Here is a 19531-nt window from a genome sequence, read left to right on the forward strand (position 1 = left end):
TGATCAAAAACAAAGGACCTTGCAGTTACAAGGTCCTTTGTTGCTTCTAATAGTTTATTTTCTGTTTTAAAAAGACGATTTCTTTGTAATTATCTTTTTCGTAAAGAATTCCAATTTGCTTCCGTTTAATTAACACAATATCCGAATATGCTGAGTATGCTCCTTTATAATCAACGGGCGCTTTTGCAATAAGTTTATTGAAATACCATGTTTTGCCTTGGTCTTTGGACAATCTAAGGGTCAAGTTATCGCGTTTTTCCTGATCTGCCGCATTGATGTGTGCTAGAATGAATTTTTTTCCTTTCTTCCATGAGAGCACAGCCCCTTGATTAATAGGGTCTGGAAGGTTTGGATCTGGGGCTGAGGTTGTCCAGGTCTGACCACCATCTTTCGAAATTGAAATTACACGTTGTTTTGGTGTAATTTGCTGGTTTCGGGAACTCATATATACAGTGTTTTTATCAATTTGGGCGGCCATTGATTCATTCGTTCCTGGAAAAGGAATGTTTTGGCTTAGCGCAAAACTTTTTCCATGGTCATCTGAATAATAGGCATGTGCGTTCCAGTCTTTACCTTTTGGTTGTGGGTCTCCAGCACTATGATTGGCAGCAATGTATATTCTTCCTTTGTTTGGCCCCGAAACGAACTGAAAACCATGACCTGGCGTGTTTGCATAGGTTCTCCAATCCTCTTTGAAATTATAGGCTGGATTTTCAGAAACTTGCTTGGGGCGGTGGGCCTGACTTGTAATATTTACAGGTTCTGACCAGGTCTTAGCACCATCGGTCGAACTTATATACCAAAGCTCTCTTAAACCCTTTCCTTTCCTTACCTCACCTTCATGGTTGTTTCCTGTATTGTAGAAAAGAAAAATCCGTCCATCAGGATAAGCTGGATCCAACAGGTCAACAACGGGAGCAGCATTTCCGGCTTGAAGGTTTTCAAAGTCAGCGGCAATTTTTATTGGACCCCAGGTTTTACCTTGATCTTGGCTGATTTTGTAAACAATATCAACATTGCCATAATCACCAGCATGGTCAACCCTACCTTCTGCAAATGCGATAAGATCTCCAGTTTTGTTTTTAATTATTGCAGGTATCCGATAACTGGCATAGCCATCTTGACCAGATTGAAATACAATAGTTTCTTGTGCTTTTAGCCATGTTATACAGCTTACAGCAAATAAAAGTAATGCTAAATTTTTCTTCATATCTAATGTTTTATTTTTTTTTCGGTTATTGATAGGGTAAAAATGTGAACATCCATTTGACTGGATTTTGCCAATTCTTTCCTTTGAAATTTGCGATAGGTAATTTAATTAGAACTTCATTCCATCCTTTTTTTAATTGAATTAAAGTAGGTTCTCTAAACGAATATCCTTCATCGATTAATGGTGATTCTAAATCACCTGTTCTACCTGGTCTCTTCCACTGTGGGGGAGAGATTACGCTGTTATTTACATACACTTGACTCTCAAGATAATCCCATTTTCCTAACGGGGGGGAATCACTTGCATAAGAACGAGACTGATTTCCGAATCCTACCCAAAATGCTTTTTCAACTGCACGGTCAGACCAAATTTTTGTTCTAGCATACCAAGTAGAATTCTCTTGAGGATCCTGTATAAGCCCAGGGATAATATCTGCCCACCAGTGTCGAAGTATTATTGTTCCGCCAATTGCTTTCTTTGTTACTTTGATTGTACTTGCATAGGGATTTTGTTCGATGTCAAATTTTGTTTTCAGATTTCCTGCATTAGCAAATGGACCAATTATTTCCCAATGCATATCTGTTTGTTTTTGGTATGGAAATGGATCTTTTGTGAAAAATCTATTCTTATGAACGAGTAATCGATTTTCAAATTCTTTAAAGTGTGCTAAGGAGGTGGAATTTTCTTGGGGCAAATTTGCTTTCCAACCAAGTTCTCCTCCACCTCTCCAAATTCGCTCTGAAAAGGTTATAATATCAGGATATATTGCATTCTGGTAGAACATATCTTCTGCTTTATTTACTGTTCTATCTGGCCAGGAACATAATGTCGCGCCAATTAGATTGTTATTTTCATATCCGATTTCACCGATTCTTCGAAAAAATAATGTGATCACACTCTCTAAGGGATCCATGTGATTAATGTAGAGATGCTTTGAATCGATATATACCAGTTTTCCTTTTTCTTCTATTGGTTTTGGTCCTCCCATCCAAAGCTGTCGTACTGTTGAAGGATCTAAATTACTACCTGGATCCCAACCATAGGTCTTGTAACCAAGGTTCTCAACGTATTTGGTGATCTCAGGCATAAAATCCTTATTGCTGATTTTTACTTCATCACCACCAATATGAAGATGTTTCAATTCAGGATAGGTATCTCGGAATTCCTTTAATAATTCTTTGATATAGATTATTCCTTTCTCAGATTGCATATTAACTCCGAAGTACCGTTCAAATGCCTGACTATGACCTGGCATATCGATTTCTGGTAATAAAAGAATATGTCTTTTTTTGCAGTATTCGATAAGCTCTTTGAACTCTTCTATACTGTAGGACTTGCCCTTCCAGCGGGTCATATTTGAGGCAGCGGCGAGTCCTGGATGTCGTTTACTCATTAATCTCCAAGCGATATCCTCTGTGAAGTGAAAGTGTAGAACATTCAACTTATAATTTGCCATGACCTCAATTTGTCTTTTGAGCATTTCCATGGGTTGATAATTACGGCCCACATCCAGTAAAAATGCGCGCCAAGAAAAAGCTGGAAAATCTAGAATATCACAGAAATTAATTTTTTTATCCTCAAAAGTAAATTGCTCAAGAGTCTGCAATGCATAGAATGCTGCCTCAGGTTTTTGGACCGTTATATGGATTCCATGCTCATCAATTTTTAAGGAATACCCTTGATCGCCTTTTGTACCTGTTAGACTTGAAACTAGACTAAGTTGTACTTTGACTGCTTTTTGGGCAGTATATTTAGACAGCACTTTAATTCCTTTGGATGTAAAAATTTCACGAACAAGGTCAGTATGACCCTTTAATTGTTCATCATGAATTTCTATAAGAACACCCTTGTTTAAAGCCAAGCTACCCTCTGCCCATTTTACATATTGAGGATAGGGAATTAAAGCTTGTTGAGCCTGAGTGTTGACCAATTTGAATACAAAAAAAATAATCAGTATGTATCTGAATTTTAGTGTATTATGCATTTTTCCTGTTTTTAAATTTTTGAATTATTGTCCAACAATACCACTCTTGTCTAGGTAGATGAAAGGGACCTTTGAATAAATTTCCTTTAGCGCTTTGAGCCACAGTCCCATCACGATGCAAATAACCAAACCATTCTCCATTTTCCTTATCATGGAAATGTTGATAGGCATAATCGTGAACTTGTTTATGCATGACTGCGTATTTTTCATCTTTGGTGATTAAATAAGCTAGGAGTGTCGCAATAATAGTTTCATTTTGTGGCCACCAAAATTTCATATCTTGCCAATATTCTTGAACAGGTTTATCGTATACATCTCTGAAATATAAAATTCCGCCATATTCCTTATCCCATCCTCGTTCCCACATATAATCTAACATCTTACATCCCAGATCAATTAAGTGTGGATCAAAATCACGGTATATCGCCTCGTGTAGAATAAACCAAGCTCCTTCAATAGCATGGCCTGGATTTAGCGTTCTGCCATCAATATGGTCTATAATTTCTCCTTCGGGTGATACTTGTTCCATTACGCAACGAATATCATCTTTGACAAAATAGGTCTCAATTTCTTTAATCCATTTTTCAATAGCTTGATCACAACGTGGGTCGCCTATGGTTTCTCGAAGTTGTTGGGCTGTGTTACACATAATCATGGGGATTCCTATCCCTCTGCTTTGTCTTGTCTTTTCAAACTTAGGTTCCATTTTCCGTTCCCCAGAAGCATATTCTATACAGGTAGAAAATAGTGCTCTAGCAGAACTGATTGCCTGTTGATCTCCACTTGCTTTACCATAAGCGGCAAATGCAATAACGGCAAATGTTTCAGAGAAAAAGTAACGTCTTGATCGAATTGGGTTACCTTTCTGGTCTACATGGAAATACATTTTTCCATTCGCATCAAAACATTTTTCCTTTAAAAATTCATACCCTAATTTTGCGCCATCCAGCCATTCCTGCTTAGGTTCAATGGTATTATAAAGTGTGGATAATAACCAACATGCTCTCCCCTGAATCCAAACGGCTTTATCAGTATCTATTAAGGTACCATCGGAATCAACCATGAGTAAATACCCTCCATACTCCTGATCATAGGATTTTGGAAACCAAAAAGGGATGGTGTCATTTAAGAGTTGGTCTTTATAAAAAAGTGCTAAATCTTCTATTTCTCTATTATTATACATTACTTTCATTTTAAATATTACTGGACTTCTTTGCTAAAAGTCGATACGGGTGTTGAATCTTGATTTTCTAAATTCGCCTGAGTGAATGCTTTATAGGCATAAAGTATTTTTCGGACAGGTTTCTCACTCGTTAATATGATTTGATTTTTTGCTATTTTTATGGATTTGAAGTCTATTAAATTTCCAAATTCATCTTTTCCTTGAAAACCTTTTACCTCTTTTTTGTCGCCGGTTTTTAGGTACTTACAATTGTTAAATCTTAGAATATATTTCGTCTTACCCTCTCTCTTGATAGAGACCGGCTCAGGAGAGTCGGCTTGGATGTTCCTGTGAAAATCATGTTTTCTGACTAAATTTGCTACTCTTTTTCCGATAGTTATTTTTTCTTTAGGATGTACATCTAAGGAGTCCCCTAAATCAGAGGAAACGGCCATATATGCCGAGGGAATTTCATTCGCTAGTTGACGTTGACTATCACGAAAATAAGGCCAACTTGGGCGGTCTATACTTGATAGTTGAACGAAATAAAAGGGTAATTCCTGCTTAAATTCTCGTCTCCATGACTGAACCATTTTCTGGAAAAGATGAGCATGAAGTTCAATATTATGAGTATTGCTTTCCCCCTGATACCATAAGATCCCCTTGATTTTTGTACGGACCCATTTGGACACACCTGCTTCAAAATTATAGGCTGGATCGTAGGGATGTCTTTGGTTTTTTAGTGTTGAATTTTTGAGATTAACTGCTGCTCTTTCTTTACAAAATGTTTGTATGAAATCAGAAGTTCTCCAATTATGAATATAGGTTGCTAACAAATCATCATGTTCTAAATCATATCTTGGGATCCATGATTCTGTATTTGAGCCACCAACAGAGAGTTCAATAATACCTATAGGGATATTTTCAGTTCTATTTAATTCATGTGCAAAGCTATAGGCAATAGCAGAGAATTTCGCGACATTTTCAGGGTTAGGAACCTGCCAATTTCCCGTAAAATAATTTAAATTATTAACTTTCTGTAGAGTTTGGGTATCCCAATCTTTGTTATTTGTTCCTGTTATTACGGCATTCTTAAATAATCTGATGGTTGATTTTTCGCGAGCTCCATGAATTAAACCTTCACTATTAGTTGCATTGCGTAGTTCAAAGGCCATATTGGATTGTCCGCTCGCCAAATAAACGTCGCCAAAATACACCTCTCGAAGATGGAGGGTGTCCTTTTGACTGTAAATTTTGAAATGATAAGGTCCACCAGCTTTAAAGGCATCAATGCTAATTTCCCATTTTCCCAAAGGATCAGTTACCGTACTTTTTACGGTATTACCGTAGGAAATAGTAATCTTTTGATTTGCTCCGCCATTCCCATAAATGAGATTCTCTACATCTCTTTGTAAAACCATATTTGAACCAATCGTTTCACCCAAGGTTAACGGTTGTTCAATCTGGATTAAATGCCTATAGATAAAGTGTGCTAGCAAGCCTGCTCCTTGTTTGTTTGGATGTAAATAATCTTCAAATAAATCAATTCGGTGAGCTAACACGGCGTGATTTTTTATCAAATTAAATTGGTTCACATGAGCGAAGTCCCTAATCTCTTGCTGAATTTGATCATACCAAATTCTAGTGCCTGACAAGAATCGTGAATGACCGCTGAATATTGGAGTCATTTCACAAATAAATACTTCAACATGAGGGTTAACTATTTTAAAAGAATCAATAAGCGCTTTATAATCACGTTGAAACTTGTTTTTATAATTTGGCCAGTTCCTAGGGTCGGTGTCATTTAATCCTAAAGACACAATTAGGATATCGGGTCTGAAGGCAATGGCTTGTTCAAATTCCGGTGATTTTATGTATGGGTTATGTCCATTATGGAGTAAGGTCGCACCATTACGACCGAAATTTGCTACATGATAGTCAGCCCCTAATAACTCTTGTAAAACGTGGGGATAGGAATGATCGCTTTTTATTCCAGCTCCTTTTGTTACTGAATCACCTATACAAGCAATTCTTTTTTTCTGATTTGCAAAAAGAAAGCTAACGGATAGAAACAGAATAATGAATAAATTAATTTGTTTCATGATTATTTTTTGGTCTTAATACAGTAAGTTGGATGATTAAAACAACAAATACAATAATGGCCAGCAAAGCGAAATCTTTTCCTAAATCTCCTTGATCTGCGGAAGCCCCCAATAATTTAGTAATATATGCTCCTGCAAATACGCCTACCATATTCATAATGCCATAAGCCGTTGCTCTATATTTTGAGGATACAAACTGACATAAGATCGGCATATTATTCGCATCGAACATACCGAAACCAAAACCGAAAAGTAACCCTGCTGATACGATTGCAATAACATCGTTACCATACCCCATTAAGAAGACCGCTGGAATCGTCAAAGCCAAACCAATTGCGCTTGTATAAACCCTCCCTTTGATGTTTTTTTGAATCCATCTATCCGAGAGTATACCACCCAAAATAACCCCAAAAAATGACGAAACCGAGATTGTGATGGTTGCCATCGGACCTGCCTGTTCCATTGGAATATTTAGATTTTCGGAAAATAAGGTGGGTAACCAATTCTTTGTTGCCCAACCTGGAAGACTGGGAACCGCAAAATACAACAAGATGACCCAAAAAGCAATGTTGCTAAACAACACAGAAATACCTTTTAAAACAGGTACTTTTTGCTGTGAGACTATTTTCTCTTGTATTCGGGAATCCGTTTCTCTCAAAAGGAATACCAGTACAATTGAATACAGTACGCCTATTAATCCAAACAAAGAAAAGGTATTTTGCCAAGTATGCGATACGGCTATAGTGGCACCGAACCCCCCCAAGGCTTGACCGAAATAAAATCCTGTCATATGAATACCAATGGCCAATGAACGTGTTTTATCCGAGTGATAATCAGCAATTAACGCCAATCCCGCCGGGATATATAATGCCTCGCTTATCCCCATCATTGCCCTTAAAGCATACAGTTGTTCAAAAGTTTCTGCGTAACCCATCAATAAGGTAACTGTTGACCAGACAAACAGACTTCCTACAATAATCCATTTTCGATTCCATTTATCTGCAATCATGCCTGCCACTGGACTCATGAATCCATATATCCATAAAAATATGGCCATTAAGTTACCAAATACCTCCGCACTGTGTAATTCTGCTATGTCTTGGGCAATGGTTGGCCGCATGGTAGAAAGAATCTGTCGGTCCATGTAATTTAATAAGGCAACAAACCATAGTAGCGCGACAACAAGCCAAGAGTATTTGATTTTAATTTTCATGATAGGTTACTTTTTATTGATTTGTCCAGTTACAATTTGACTTGTTCGTACTCCCGCTTTTACCTCCCCACTTGGAATTATAATAGTATTATCCTGTAATAAAGCGGTAGTCGTTACTGGGCTTTGCATGTTCAATGAATTTAATAGGTTCCAGGAATAGTTTTCTAAATTTAATGCCCATACCTGCTGTGTAAATCCAGGATGATTTGACTGTAGAAGATTTTTGTGCTTAGTCATTTGTTGTTTTTCTAATGGATCAGCACTTTGATTAATCTCCGTAATATAGTCTTCAACACGGTGAAAGGTAGAACCGTTGTCGCCGCCGATGATGATGAGTTGGTTCTGGTAGTATATACCTGTACCCGCCGCTAATGCTTGCTTTAGTTTGGTAACAACCTTTTGTTCTTTGTTTATCAAATTAAGCTCAACGACTTGGTCATAAATGTCGCTTTTCTGATTTAGATTTCTTTTTCTACCGCCAACGACATAGATTTTTTGTTTTTGGTCGGAAACAACTATAGCATGGCAAATAGGTTGATTTAAAACCATAAATTCTGACCATGTACCCTTTTGGTTTGTTAAATCCAATCGATAGATTTTATCAGACACAAATTCTGAATTTTCCCCACCTATAAAATACAAAGCCTTGTTTGCATACACCATTCCTGCGTTTGTTAGGGCCACGGGTAATGAAGGGAGCTCTTGTATAGCTAAGTTTTCATTTTTATCTATTTGATATCTATGAACAGATTTTACAGCGCCATTTTCATTCTCACCCCCTGCAGAATATAGATAATCTCCATGGCTAACGTTCGCCGGGTAAGCTATCGGTTTTTCGAGAATAAACTGTTTTTTATAAGCAAGATTTCCTGCGTTTATATCAAAGAGATAAGCCGTTTTTTGATAGTGTTTTTTGCCCCCTTCCCAGGGCATTCCATCTGGAAAATTAGCACCGCCGGCAACAAATAATCGGGAATTTAATAAACCAGTAACTGGACCTGCTACACCTATATTTGGTTGCTGTTGAATTGCTGGTAATCGCTCTCCAATTTCCCATTGAATATGTTCTACCCGTGTATTAGCACATCCGCTAACTAATATTGAAAGTAAAAGTAGTGCTGAATTATGTTGCATACGATTTATGATTTAAAATTTTCAAATCCGAGCGAGTTTACCTCTTTTTTAAATTCTTCAAATTTTTCATTTGACATGTTAGCAATAGGTAATCTAAACTCACCACAGTCTAGATCAATTAATTTCATGTATGCTTTCCCAGTTGCAATACCACCATATTTACCAAGTAATGTGATAAGTTCGATCGACTTTTGCTGCAAAGCATTTGCTTTTTCAAAATCACCTTGTTGATATGAAGAGATCAGTTCATTATATAATGGAGCTGCATAATTGTAGGTACTTCCCACGGCGCCTTTAGTTCCTAAAATTAACGAAGAAAGCATGTTTTCATCTCTACCCCATAACATATCGTATTTCTTATTATTGAAATTTAAACATGAAAGAAAATCCATAAAATCCTCATGTGTATATTTTATCCCTTTAAAATTAGGGATGGACTGGTCAACCTCTTTTAATAAGTCCAGCATCGAATAGTTTCCTCCGGTAAGTACTGGTATATGGTAATAATAAAAAGCTGTATTTGGAATTACTGAGGCAATTTCTTGACAACATTTCGCGAGTTGTTGTACGTTCGCTGGTTTAAAATAATAAGGAGATGTAAAGGATACTGCATCGGCCCCATGCTCCTCAGCTAGGATTGCTAGCTCTTTGCATTCCTTTATATTGGTTCCTCCTAAAAACATGATTAAGGCGAAATCATTATCGTCTTTGCTTAAAGAAGTCCATGCCTTTAGTGTCTGAACTTTTTCCTCAAATGTTAAAGATACTCCCTCACCGGTTGATCCGCAGATAAATGCTCCTTTTACCTTATTTTTCTTTAAAGACTGGTAATAGGCTGGAATTAAATCTAAGTTTAACTCACCATTTTTATGAAATGGGGTAAAAGGAGCTGAAATCAATCCTTCAATTTTGTGTGATAGCATAATAATTTAGTTAAATAGATGTGAACCTTCAAGGACTACAAAGAATACCTTGAAGGTATAAAATAATATTAAGTTCCTGAATACCCTGGTGTTTGATCTCCAGTTAAGGTAGGATCAGAAGAGAGGGTTTCTAAATCAACCGGCCAAAGAATTTTATGTCTTTGTGAGTCGCTGTTTTCAAGTACACCAACCAAGGGTAAGTCTTTCCTGAAAACTAGAGGATTCCCCGAAGCGTCTTGCATCCGCCTTAGATCAAACCATCGTTTTCCTTCGGAAACAAACTCTTTTGTTCTCTCGTAAAAGATAGCAATTTCATTAGCCTCAAATGATCCGTTAACAAACATCGGAGCGGCATTTGAATAGGCCCTATTTCTTACCGACATAATCTCAGAAGTTGGGTCTAGTCCTAATTTGTTTTTAATTTCCGCTAAAATTAGGTATGCATCTGAGAGCCTATAAATTGGGTAATCATCCGAATAACTTCGAACCCCCTCAATGATGGTTCCTAAGAATTTACGCATAACTACTGCTTTTGTATTTCCTTTGTTAAAGTTTAAAAAGGTTACATTAGCACGTTCATCCTCAGCATCAAATAATGTATATAAATCATATTTATATTCATATCTAATGATAGATCCACTGGAGGCAACTCGTAAAGGATCGTTTGGAATAGGTTCTCCTTTATCGTTTATATATCCAGATATATCATCACTTTGTGCGTACAAGAAATTATTAAAAAAGTTAGTAGCTTCTCCACTCTGGTAACGAATAGTGAAAATTATTTCATTGTTTCCTTTAATAGAAGGGGAGCTGGCTGAAGCAAATACATTGGCGAATTTTTCTTGAAGTGTATATTTCGGAATAATAGTCTCAACAGCGGTTTTTGCTATTTGTAAATCCTGTGCGGTAGAAATTGGGGCAGACCCATCCAACTTTACTTTCGCCGACCAAAGATAAACTTCAGATTTAAGTATCTGAGTAGCACCTAGTGACCATTGACCTTTTTGATTGAGTGTTGTGTAATCGCCATTGAAGCTTTTTTCGGATTTTTCTATATCTGATTTAACTAAATCCAATATTTCCTTCTCAGTTTTACTTCTCGGGGAATAAACCTCCTCAGCTGAATTCGGTGTGCTGATTGCTACTTTCGCCTCAGTAACAATAGGGACACGACCCCAAATACGGAATAATTGAAAATAATAATAAGCTCTTAGACCATATGCTTGACCTAAAAAATAGCTTTTTTCTTCCACAGACATGTATTCGGCAAGTTCTACTTGGTAGATAAAATTATTGATGTGGAATATATTTCCATATAATCCAGCCCAAGCTCTGAAACCTGGATTACTTTCTCTTATATCTTGGATGATTAAAGATGCTGCATTTAAAGAAGCAGTACCTGTGAAGGAAGTTCCATCTCGCAAGGTACCCCCTCTGATCTCTCCAAAATTCCAAAGAGTATTTTGAGCATCTCTTAGTTGCTTATGAAGGCCTATTGCTGCGCCTTTCACTTGATCCGTGTTCTTCCAAAATGTACTGCTAGCAAAATAATCTTCTGGAGTTAAATCTAATTCCATCTTACTACATGAATTGAATAATGTAAAAGATGTTGCGATAGCTATAGTTAAAAATATTTTTTTCATGATTTGTGAATTAAAAGGTTAATTGGACACCAAAGATGACAGTTCTTGGCAATGGATAACCCCCACCACCTTGGCCAATACTTCCACTCTCTGGAGAGAAAATAGTATTCGCTGTCCAATAATATAGGTTTTGTCCTGTTACTGAAAAACTTAGGTCTTCCATTTTTAATCTACTTGAAATAGCTGAAGGCAAACGGTATGCTAAGGATATTTCCCTGAATGAGAGGTAGTTTCCTTTGTTGTAAAACATGCTGCTTTCTCTGGCAATATTGTTTTTAAACAATTGATCTGCCCAATAATAAGTTGGGTACTTTGCATTTGGGTTCTCAGGAGTCCACGTATCTTTTACGGCGGAGGTAGTATTGAATGTACCTTGCATCATTCCTAGAAACCATGATTTTGGTCCATCATAAGCAACATAACCTAAGGCGTAATCGAAGCGCGCACTTAAGGTTAGGTCTTTATATCGAGTATGAAGACCAAAACCACCGGTCCATTTTGGAATTGTGCTTCCCATAAAAACACGATCGTAAGAATTAATGATACCGTCATCATTCACATCTCTCCACATTACGTCTCCTAATGCTAATGGGTAATGAGTCTTTTTGTCACTATCCGTCATTTCATTAAATTTATCTGGATGTACTAAAGTTCGAGCACCAATTAAATCAGTTAGTTTTAATGCATAATTATCTAAGTCCTGTTGGGTACGAATAATTCCAATGGCTTCATAAGCATAGGCCACACTTGGATCATAACCTTCTTGATAACCACCAACCCATTCCAATTCTTTGCTGCTTGGGTTGTATACTTGAAAACCGCCTTGACGATTGTTCTCAACCCCATTCTCCGGTAATTTCAGTATTTTGTTCTCATTGTAGGCTGTATTCCAATTAAATGATAAGTCCCAATTCTCTTTTCTAATAGCCGCATAGTTCACATCAATTTCTACACCTTGATTTTGCATATCTCCATTATTGGTGGTAACAGATGTAAAACCAGCTGAGGAGGGAAGAAGCAAAGTGGCAATTTTATCAGAAGTTGTTCTATGGTAATAAGCCAAAGACAGGTCTATTCGATTTATTAATCGTGTTTCAAGTCCTATTTCTTTTGTGATGAGGCTTTCCCATTTGAGGTTAGGAATACTTAAGTTGGTCATCGAATAACCTACTGAACCATCATATTTTGAGGTGCCATATGTTCCCTGAAGTGAATAAGCACCAATATTTCCGATGTTCCCGTTGGCTCCATAACTTCCTCGTAATTTCAGGCTATTTACAATGTTACCCGCACCAATTGTTGAGGCAAAGAAATCCTCATTATGTATATTCCAACCCATTGATACACCAGGAAATGTACCCCAACGATTATTCAACAGGTTTGAATAACCATCTCTTCTAAGTGTTAAGGTCATTAAATACCGTTGGTCAAAGTCATAATTCAGACGGCCAAAATAAGAGTTGATTCTATTACGAACATGATACGAATCAATTGACCTCCTATTTGCTTCGGAGTTTGTTAAAGCTAAATCCATGAAATCATCAGTTGGTGCACCTGATCCAGAAGCTGACAATCCTGTATTGTAGGAATCAAAGAATTCCCAACCAACCATTGCATCGAAATTATGTTTCTCAGCAAAGGTATTGTTGTAGTTTAAAACGGCATTATAGGTTTGATTCAAAATTTTATCATAGCCCGCTGAACTTGATCGTGTTCTCACCCAGTTGCCCGGTGAGCTAAGGTAGTCTTTGTTGAAGCTTTCATTATTAGTCTGATTGTAAAACCAACTTCCACTTGTGCTCAAATTTAAATTATCAAAAATATTAATCAAGAAACCTTGAGATAGCGTGAATTTTTGATTTTGATTGTCTCGAATAAATTTGTCAATATTAACCAATGGGTTACCATCGTTAAAATCCCTTCCCACTAGTAAATCACCTTGTGGATTAGTGCCTCTTAGGGTTGGAGGAGCACCTAACGCTCTGGTAAAATAATTACCTTCATTGTTAATGGCATCTTTCCACTTCGTGTTTGCAAAATTTAAACCGGATTTTGAGTTCAGCCAAGGTTTAATTTTATAATCGGCGTTAATTATAAAAGTGAGGCGATCGTATTTAGTATCAATTGGTAATCCCTCTTCTATATATTTTCCAAGGCTTGCATAGTATTTGCTTTTTTCAGAACCACCTTGCATTGCGATATTATAGTCTTGGGTTACACTTTGATCTCTGATTGCATAATCACTGTAATTGAAGTCTTTAAAAATAATATCTTTCCCAGTTACTGGATCTACCATTTGTTGCCAACCCTGACCCAACAATTCTTTATTGTCTTCCCCTAAAAACATCGTGCTCCAAACCGCAGTGTTTACTTTATTTCCATCTAAAATTTGACCATTGGCATCTTTGTACAAATTGCCTGTCCCAAATGGACTTACAGCTGTAAGTTGGTTTAATTGGTTGGGTTGGTAAAAACCAGAGGTTTCTACCGCTTTTCTTGACCAATAAATATAGTCTTCAGCATTTAAGAATTCGAAAGGTTGGTTAAGGTATCCTAATCCTGTTTTGGATTTGAGCGTAATGTTTGAAACACCTTCTTTTCCTCTTTTGGTTGTAATTAAAACCACGCCATTGGCTGCCCTAGCACCATAAATAGCTGTAGCTGAGGCGTCTTTGAGGACGTCAATTGACTCAATATCATCCTGATTGATGTCACTAAATCCAGAACGAACCAAACCATCAACAATCACCAAAGGCGAACCCGATGCGCCATAGGTTGTACCCCCTCTTAAAACGACATTCGGAACGGCTCCAGGTCTTCCTGAAGATTGTGTAACACGAAGTCCTGGAATAGTTCCTGCTAAGGCAGAAGCTGGGTTTGATCGAACCCCAGTTTCTAGAACACGTTTATCAAGTCTAGAAACAGAACCTGTTAAATTTGATTTTTTAATACTACCATAGCCAAGTACAACAACCTCTTCTAAATTTTCGTCTTGAGTTTCGAGTATTACATTTAAAACAGATAACGATTCTATCGTTTTTGAAACTGATTTGTAACCAAGAATGTTAAAAGTTAATACATCCGATACACCAGAGGAGATCGTGAAATCTCCTTCGGAGTTTGTTTGAGCACTACTTTTTGTATTGATATTTTTAATCGTGACCCCTTGAAGTTTTTTTCCTGATTGATCAGTTACAGTTCCCTTCACAACTGTTTGTGCCCATACTGCAGATTGCAGCAGGAGAAAAAAGAGCATTATAGAAAGCTCTTTTAAATGCTTGTTTAATTGGTTTTTCATCATTAATTTAATTTAAATTGGATTATGTATAACATAATAATAATTCAAATATAATACTTATCACTTTATTTCCATTTTTTTTTTGATATAATTGCATAGTATTTAGTTTGCTAATTATTTATTCATGGAAAAATCTGGACAATTCGTTCAAAAATTAACAAGTATTGATACTTCGAGCTTAGTGGATAAGGCCGAGGCGAGTATTATTCAATATATTCGGGAGAGTAACTTGAAAGTAGGCGATGTGTTACCAAAGGAACTTGATTTAGCAGAAGATCTAGGGGTAAGTCGAACTGTTATCCGTGAGGCATTATTGCGACTTAAAACAATTGGTTTAATTGAGTCAAAAAAACATAAAGGTGCTGTTTTAACGAATCCTGACGTTTTGGGCTCTTTAAGAAAAGTTTTTCATCCCTCTATTTTAGATAAGGATACATTAAAGGATATGTTTGAAATGCGCCTCGCTCTTGAGGTTGGAATGGCAGATTTTATCGTAAATAAAATCTCTGATCAGGATTTGATTGATTTAGAAGAAATTGCAAATCACATTGTTTCAGGTGATACAGCACATCCTTGGCAAATTGATGATGAGATCAAATTCCATGGGAAATTGTACAAAATCTCTAAAAATAAGATCCTTTTAGAATTGCAAGAAATGCTTTTTCCAATATTTCAATATGTACATCAAAGTGGGTTATTAGAAAGACCTGTAATCGAAGGCGATTTTATTTCACATAAAGAACTTGTTGAAGTGCTAAAAAAACGAGATGCAAATTTGTACAGAATTGCCATACGTAAACATCTAAACAATCATTTTATGCGCATATTGGATGTTTTAACAACTACTAAAGGGTAGATTGTTTTTAGAACAAACGCAAACCTCTTTATAAACAAATAATGCATATGCCTAATTGGCCATTACAAGCAGCAGATGCAATTAAAGGGGATCTCAGATCGACAATTTTCCACCAAGTCACCCCCGTCTTAGACCGCGCTCATTTTTAACATCATAAGACAAATCAAAAACGTTAATTTAAGATTGAGACTTTGTCTCCGACTCACATAAAAAATAGCTTTTAGCGCTAATTCTTTCTCTAATTTTTCTCCACCAGATTGATTTAAAATAGAGTTGATTATAGGGCGTTTTCCTCGTCCGTACTCTATCAATTACGGACGATCTTTTTGCCGACTTTCAAGGATTCTTTTCTGAGCTAATTCGATTTTATAACATTTTATTGCCTGTTTATTTCATTTTTCTGATCAGGTCAGGATAGAGCAGGATGCCTTTAATATTGGGGATTTATATATTTGAAAATCGTCTTAATTTTTTAAGACACTGATTATAAACAATACTATTTGGCATCTATCAACCTAGCGAGGCCATATCTAGCATTATATACACAAGAATTTGTTTGAAATAAAAAGGAGGGTTTAAGTATTAGATATGAATTTTACTATTAAATCTTAATAAAAAACCGATAATGTTTGCGCATTACCGGCCAAAATTTAAGGTCTTACACTATAACAAGAGGGTCGAAACTCTTAATCATAAACCATTAAACTTTGCAAATGTATGCAATATGATCATTTTAACAAAATGTTAATCAAGCATTTTACTGTCTCGGGAACTAAAAGATCACAGATCGTAAATGATTTAACATTCCTTCGGGGTAGAAATAATACGCTGAGGGCGCTGCTGATTTTTCCAGCATTATTTTTAACACAGATTTCATTAGCGCATTCCACGGAAAAGCATGAGCATTTGATTAAAGGTAATATGGAGAATACTAAATATGAAGTAATGAACGGGGTATCCAATTTAGACGTTTTCTCTTCTCAAGAACAAATTACTGTAAGCGGTATTGTTCGGGATTCGCAGAATCAGCCTATTGCTGGGGTATCAATCCGTGTAAAGAACACTTCGATTGCCACTTCTACTGATAAAGAAGGAAAGTATGAAATTGAAGTAACCAAAGGACAGACCTTGACATTTAATAACATCGGTTATTCATCATTTGAGGTTGTGATTAATGCCGCTGGAGAGCAGAATGTCACCCTAGTTAGTTCTTCAGAAGACATTACAGAGGTCGTTGTTGTTGGTTATGGAAGTCAGAAAAAGAAAGATGTAACCGGATCTGTTGCTACGGTTTCTATGAAAAATGTTCGTGGACAAGCAATTTCAAGTCCTGATCAGGCCTTAACCGGGCAAATTTCTGGTGTTCAAGTAAGTACCTCAAATGGTACACCCGGTGGAGGTCCAAGGATCCGAATACGGGGTATTGGTGCTATTGGTGCCGGTGCTTCTCCTTTGTATGTAATTGATGGCTTTCCAGTTCCTTCTTCTTCGAGTGAACGAGGGAATCCACTTGCAACCATAAATCCGAACGATATTGAATCGATGACTGTATTAAAGGATGCATCGGCGACGGCTATCTATGGTTCTAGAGGTTCAAATGGTGTGATCTTAATTAATACAAAAAAAGGTACTATCGGAAAAATGCGCATGGATGTCGCAGCCAGTTCAGGCCTTCAGGAGGTGCCGCAAAAGGGACGTCCAAACATGATGAATGCATCTGAATTTGCTCAATTTAGAAAAGAAGCAATTGAAGATAAGATACGATATGAGGAAGGCAGAGAACCGACATTAGAGGACATTCCTGAAGATTATAGGAATCCTTCAGCTTTAGGCGAAGGTGTAGATTGGTATGATGCGGTTACACAGGTTGCACCCATGTCAGATGTTAATTTAAGTCTAAGTGGCGGAAATGAACATATTCGTTCATTTGTGTCTGCGGGTTATTTGAACCAAACAGGAGTTATGCTGAACACTGGATTTGATCGATTTTCAATACGGGCAAATGTGGATGGAAATATTAATCAAAAACTTAAGTTGGGAATGAATGTAGCCCCGACACTTTCTTATCTAAAAGGAGGAGTCAATGGACAAGGAAGAGATGAGTTTTTCGAAATCGCCTCTCCGGTTTCAACGATATATAATCCTGACGGAAGTTATAACCCTTATGTTTCTTCCGCTGGTACCTTCGGTAATCCAAATCCTGTGATGTATATGAATCAACGGGTTAATAAAAACAGTGAACTAAAAATGTTGATGAGTACCTATGCTGAATATAGTATTTTGGATAATCTAAAATTCAAAACTACATTCAACGTGGATTATCAAGATGAGAGCGGTGAAACCTTTAGACCATCAACGCTTCCAAACCAAAACGCACCAGGGCTCTCAATTCCTAGTGGAAGTTACTGGAGAGACAAGTATATTAACTGGGCGAATGAGAATACCCTAAATTATGATTATTCTTCCGAGAATGGTCATACCGTCAATGCTTTAGTTGGTTATTCCGTACAATCTCAAAAAAATCAAACGGCAGGATTCAATGGGTCGCAATTTCCAGATGATGATATTCAAACCTTAAATGGAGCCGCCAGAATTACAGGAGGTACTGGAGTTGAAGATTGGGCATTGATTTCCTATTTGGCTCGTATCAACTATTCATATCAAGATCGGTACATTCTTACCGCTTCTTATCGTGCAGATGGTTCATCACGTTTCGGTAAAGACAACCGCTGGGGTTCTTTCCCATCTGTTGCCTTAGGATGGAGAATCTCTGAGGAAGATTTCCTAAAGGACACTGAATGGATAGATGAATTGAAACTGAGAGCTTCTTATGGACGCAGCGGAAACTTCAACATTTCAAACTATGCCTCGTTGAGTAGCATTGGAACAGGTAACTATATATTTGGTGGAAGTTTAGCTCCTGGAAGAACGATGAATAGCCTTGGGAATAGTTATCTGGGATGGGAAAGAATGAAAGAGCTAAATATTGGCTTGGACTTTTCAACATGGAATAACCGTATTACGGTATCCGCTAATTATTACAAACGTAATACTTTGGACTTGTTGTTGAACACCCCAATTCCACAGTCATCAGGTTTTTCGAATGTAACAGAAAATCGCGGCGATGTTGAGAATAAAGGATTTGAATTTTCCATTAATTCAGCAAATATTGTAAGAGATGATTTCAATTGGAGTACCGATTTCAATATTTCTTTCAACCGCAATAAAGTTATTACCTTAGGAAGAAGTACCGATCCAATTTACTCTGGAGCTAGTTCAGAAGGTAATTTCACCAACATAACTAGAATTGGAGAACCAGTTGGTATGATTATCGGTTATGTCGTAGATGGCATCTATCAAAATCAAGCCGATTTGGATAAATACCCTGCTTTCCCAGGGGCAATTCCGGGTAATTTACGTATGCGTGATGTTAATGGAGACGGAGAAATTACGCCAAATGATGATTTTGACGTCATTGGTAACCCATATCCAGACTTTACTTGGGGAATGACCAATACCTTAAGATATAAGAAATTTGATTTTAGAGTTATGGTGGTTGGCGCCATGGGGCAAGAAATGTTACATGCCACAAGATTCTATACTGATAACATTGATGGTGTGTTTAATGTTCGAAAAGAGGTGGCCGATCGCTGGCGTTCCGAAGAGAATCCAGGCAGTGGTTTAGTGCCTACAACAAATGGAACAGGAAGAGGACGTGTGATGTACCGTGATACGCACTCCTTATTTGTTGAAAAAACAGATTATCTGTGGATTAGAAATATTACCTTAGGGTATACATTGCCTAAAGGCATAAAAGGTGTAATCAATGATGTCCGTATTTACGCTAATCTTCAAAATCCTTTGTTATTCACAGGATATGATGGTAATCCGGAGGGAACAAATATTAATCGAGGCGACATAAGTCCATTGGTACAAGGTATTGATTATTCCGCCTATCCAGTTCCTAGAATCTATACTTTAGGATTAAATTTCAATTTTTAAGAAC

11 protein-coding genes are annotated in these 19531 nt (G+C 37.0%); 2 read left to right on the top strand and 9 right to left on the bottom strand.

Annotation, left to right across the window (positions count from 1 at the left end; all coding sequences use genetic code 11):
* Window positions 1-46: 46 nt before the first annotated feature.
* From AC6CHH_RS04185 to AC6CHH_RS04225, 9 genes are all read right to left on the bottom strand, one after another.
* A complete protein-coding gene (locus AC6CHH_RS04185) occupies window positions 47-1210 on the bottom strand; it encodes a sialidase family protein (RefSeq protein ID WP_498280042.1) in 1164 nt (387 codons plus the stop codon).
* A gap of 25 nt (window positions 1211-1235) precedes the next feature.
* Window positions 1236-3194 carry a family 20 glycosylhydrolase gene (locus AC6CHH_RS04190; RefSeq protein WP_498280044.1) on the bottom strand — a complete coding sequence of 653 codons (1959 nt, stop codon included), beginning with the start codon at window positions 3192-3194 and terminating at the stop codon, window positions 1236-1238.
* Complete coding sequence (locus AC6CHH_RS04195; protein ID WP_498280046.1) at window positions 3187-4377, bottom strand: AGE family epimerase/isomerase; 1191 nt, start codon at window positions 4375-4377, stop codon at window positions 3187-3189. Before AC6CHH_RS04195 ends, AC6CHH_RS04190 begins: the two co-directional genes overlap by 8 nt.
* A gap of 17 nt (window positions 4378-4394) precedes the next feature.
* On the bottom strand, window positions 4395-6458 hold the full coding sequence (locus AC6CHH_RS04200; protein WP_498280048.1) for a GDSL-type esterase/lipase family protein: 2064 nt from the start codon (window positions 6456-6458) through the stop codon (window positions 4395-4397).
* Window positions 6445-7671, bottom strand: a complete 1227-nt coding sequence (locus AC6CHH_RS04205; RefSeq protein WP_498280050.1) for an MFS transporter — start codon at window positions 7669-7671, stop codon at window positions 6445-6447. Before AC6CHH_RS04205 ends, AC6CHH_RS04200 begins: the two co-directional genes overlap by 14 nt.
* A gap of 6 nt (window positions 7672-7677) precedes the next feature.
* Complete coding sequence (locus AC6CHH_RS04210) at window positions 7678-8805, bottom strand: hypothetical protein (protein WP_498280052.1); 1128 nt, start codon at window positions 8803-8805, stop codon at window positions 7678-7680.
* Between the two features lie 5 nt (window positions 8806-8810).
* On the bottom strand, window positions 8811-9728 hold the full coding sequence (locus AC6CHH_RS04215) for a dihydrodipicolinate synthase family protein (RefSeq protein WP_498280054.1): 918 nt from the start codon (window positions 9726-9728) through the stop codon (window positions 8811-8813).
* A gap of 68 nt (window positions 9729-9796) precedes the next feature.
* A complete protein-coding gene (locus tag AC6CHH_RS04220; RefSeq protein WP_498280056.1) occupies window positions 9797-11371 on the bottom strand; it encodes a RagB/SusD family nutrient uptake outer membrane protein in 1575 nt (524 codons plus the stop codon).
* A 10-nt stretch (window positions 11372-11381) separates the two neighbouring features.
* Window positions 11382-14672 (bottom strand): SusC/RagA family TonB-linked outer membrane protein, encoded by a 3291-nt coding sequence (locus AC6CHH_RS04225; protein ID WP_498280058.1) that lies wholly within the window; start codon window positions 14670-14672, stop codon window positions 11382-11384.
* 121 nt (window positions 14673-14793) lie between these two features.
* On the opposite strand from AC6CHH_RS04225, the gene AC6CHH_RS04230 reads away from it, so the two are divergent.
* Both AC6CHH_RS04230 and AC6CHH_RS04235 read left to right on the top strand, forming a co-directional pair.
* On the top strand, window positions 14794-15525 hold the full coding sequence (locus AC6CHH_RS04230) for a FadR/GntR family transcriptional regulator (protein ID WP_498280060.1): 732 nt from the start codon (window positions 14794-14796) through the stop codon (window positions 15523-15525).
* A 741-nt stretch (window positions 15526-16266) separates the two neighbouring features.
* Complete coding sequence (locus AC6CHH_RS04235; RefSeq protein ID WP_498280062.1) at window positions 16267-19527, top strand: SusC/RagA family TonB-linked outer membrane protein; 3261 nt, start codon at window positions 16267-16269, stop codon at window positions 19525-19527.
* Window positions 19528-19531: the final 4 nt, after the last annotated feature.

The sequence above is a fragment of the Sphingobacterium sp. GQ94 genome (assembly GCF_059758715.1).

Coding starts and splice junctions, on each gene's coding strand:
- AC6CHH_RS04185 (WP_498280042.1), bottom strand. CDS start 1,210: ATGAAGAAAAATTTAGCATTACTTTTATTTGCTGTAAGCTGTATAACA.
- AC6CHH_RS04190 (WP_498280044.1), bottom strand. CDS start 3,194: ATGCATAATACACTAAAATTCAGATACATACTGATTATTTTTTTTGTA.
- AC6CHH_RS04195 (WP_498280046.1), bottom strand. CDS start 4,377: ATGTATAATAATAGAGAAATAGAAGATTTAGCACTTTTTTATAAAGAC.
- AC6CHH_RS04200 (WP_498280048.1), bottom strand. CDS start 6,458: ATGAAACAAATTAATTTATTCATTATTCTGTTTCTATCCGTTAGCTTT.
- AC6CHH_RS04205 (WP_498280050.1), bottom strand. CDS start 7,671: ATGAAAATTAAAATCAAATACTCTTGGCTTGTTGTCGCGCTACTATGG.
- AC6CHH_RS04210 (WP_498280052.1), bottom strand. CDS start 8,805: ATGCAACATAATTCAGCACTACTTTTACTTTCAATATTAGTTAGCGGA.
- AC6CHH_RS04215 (WP_498280054.1), bottom strand. CDS start 9,728: ATGCTATCACACAAAATTGAAGGATTGATTTCAGCTCCTTTTACCCCA.
- AC6CHH_RS04220 (WP_498280056.1), bottom strand. CDS start 11,371: ATGAAAAAAATATTTTTAACTATAGCTATCGCAACATCTTTTACATTA.
- AC6CHH_RS04225 (WP_498280058.1), bottom strand. CDS start 14,672: ATGATGAAAAACCAATTAAACAAGCATTTAAAAGAGCTTTCTATAATG.
- AC6CHH_RS04230 (WP_498280060.1), top strand. CDS start 14,794: ATGGAAAAATCTGGACAATTCGTTCAAAAATTAACAAGTATTGATACT.
- AC6CHH_RS04235 (WP_498280062.1), top strand. CDS start 16,267: ATGTTAATCAAGCATTTTACTGTCTCGGGAACTAAAAGATCACAGATC.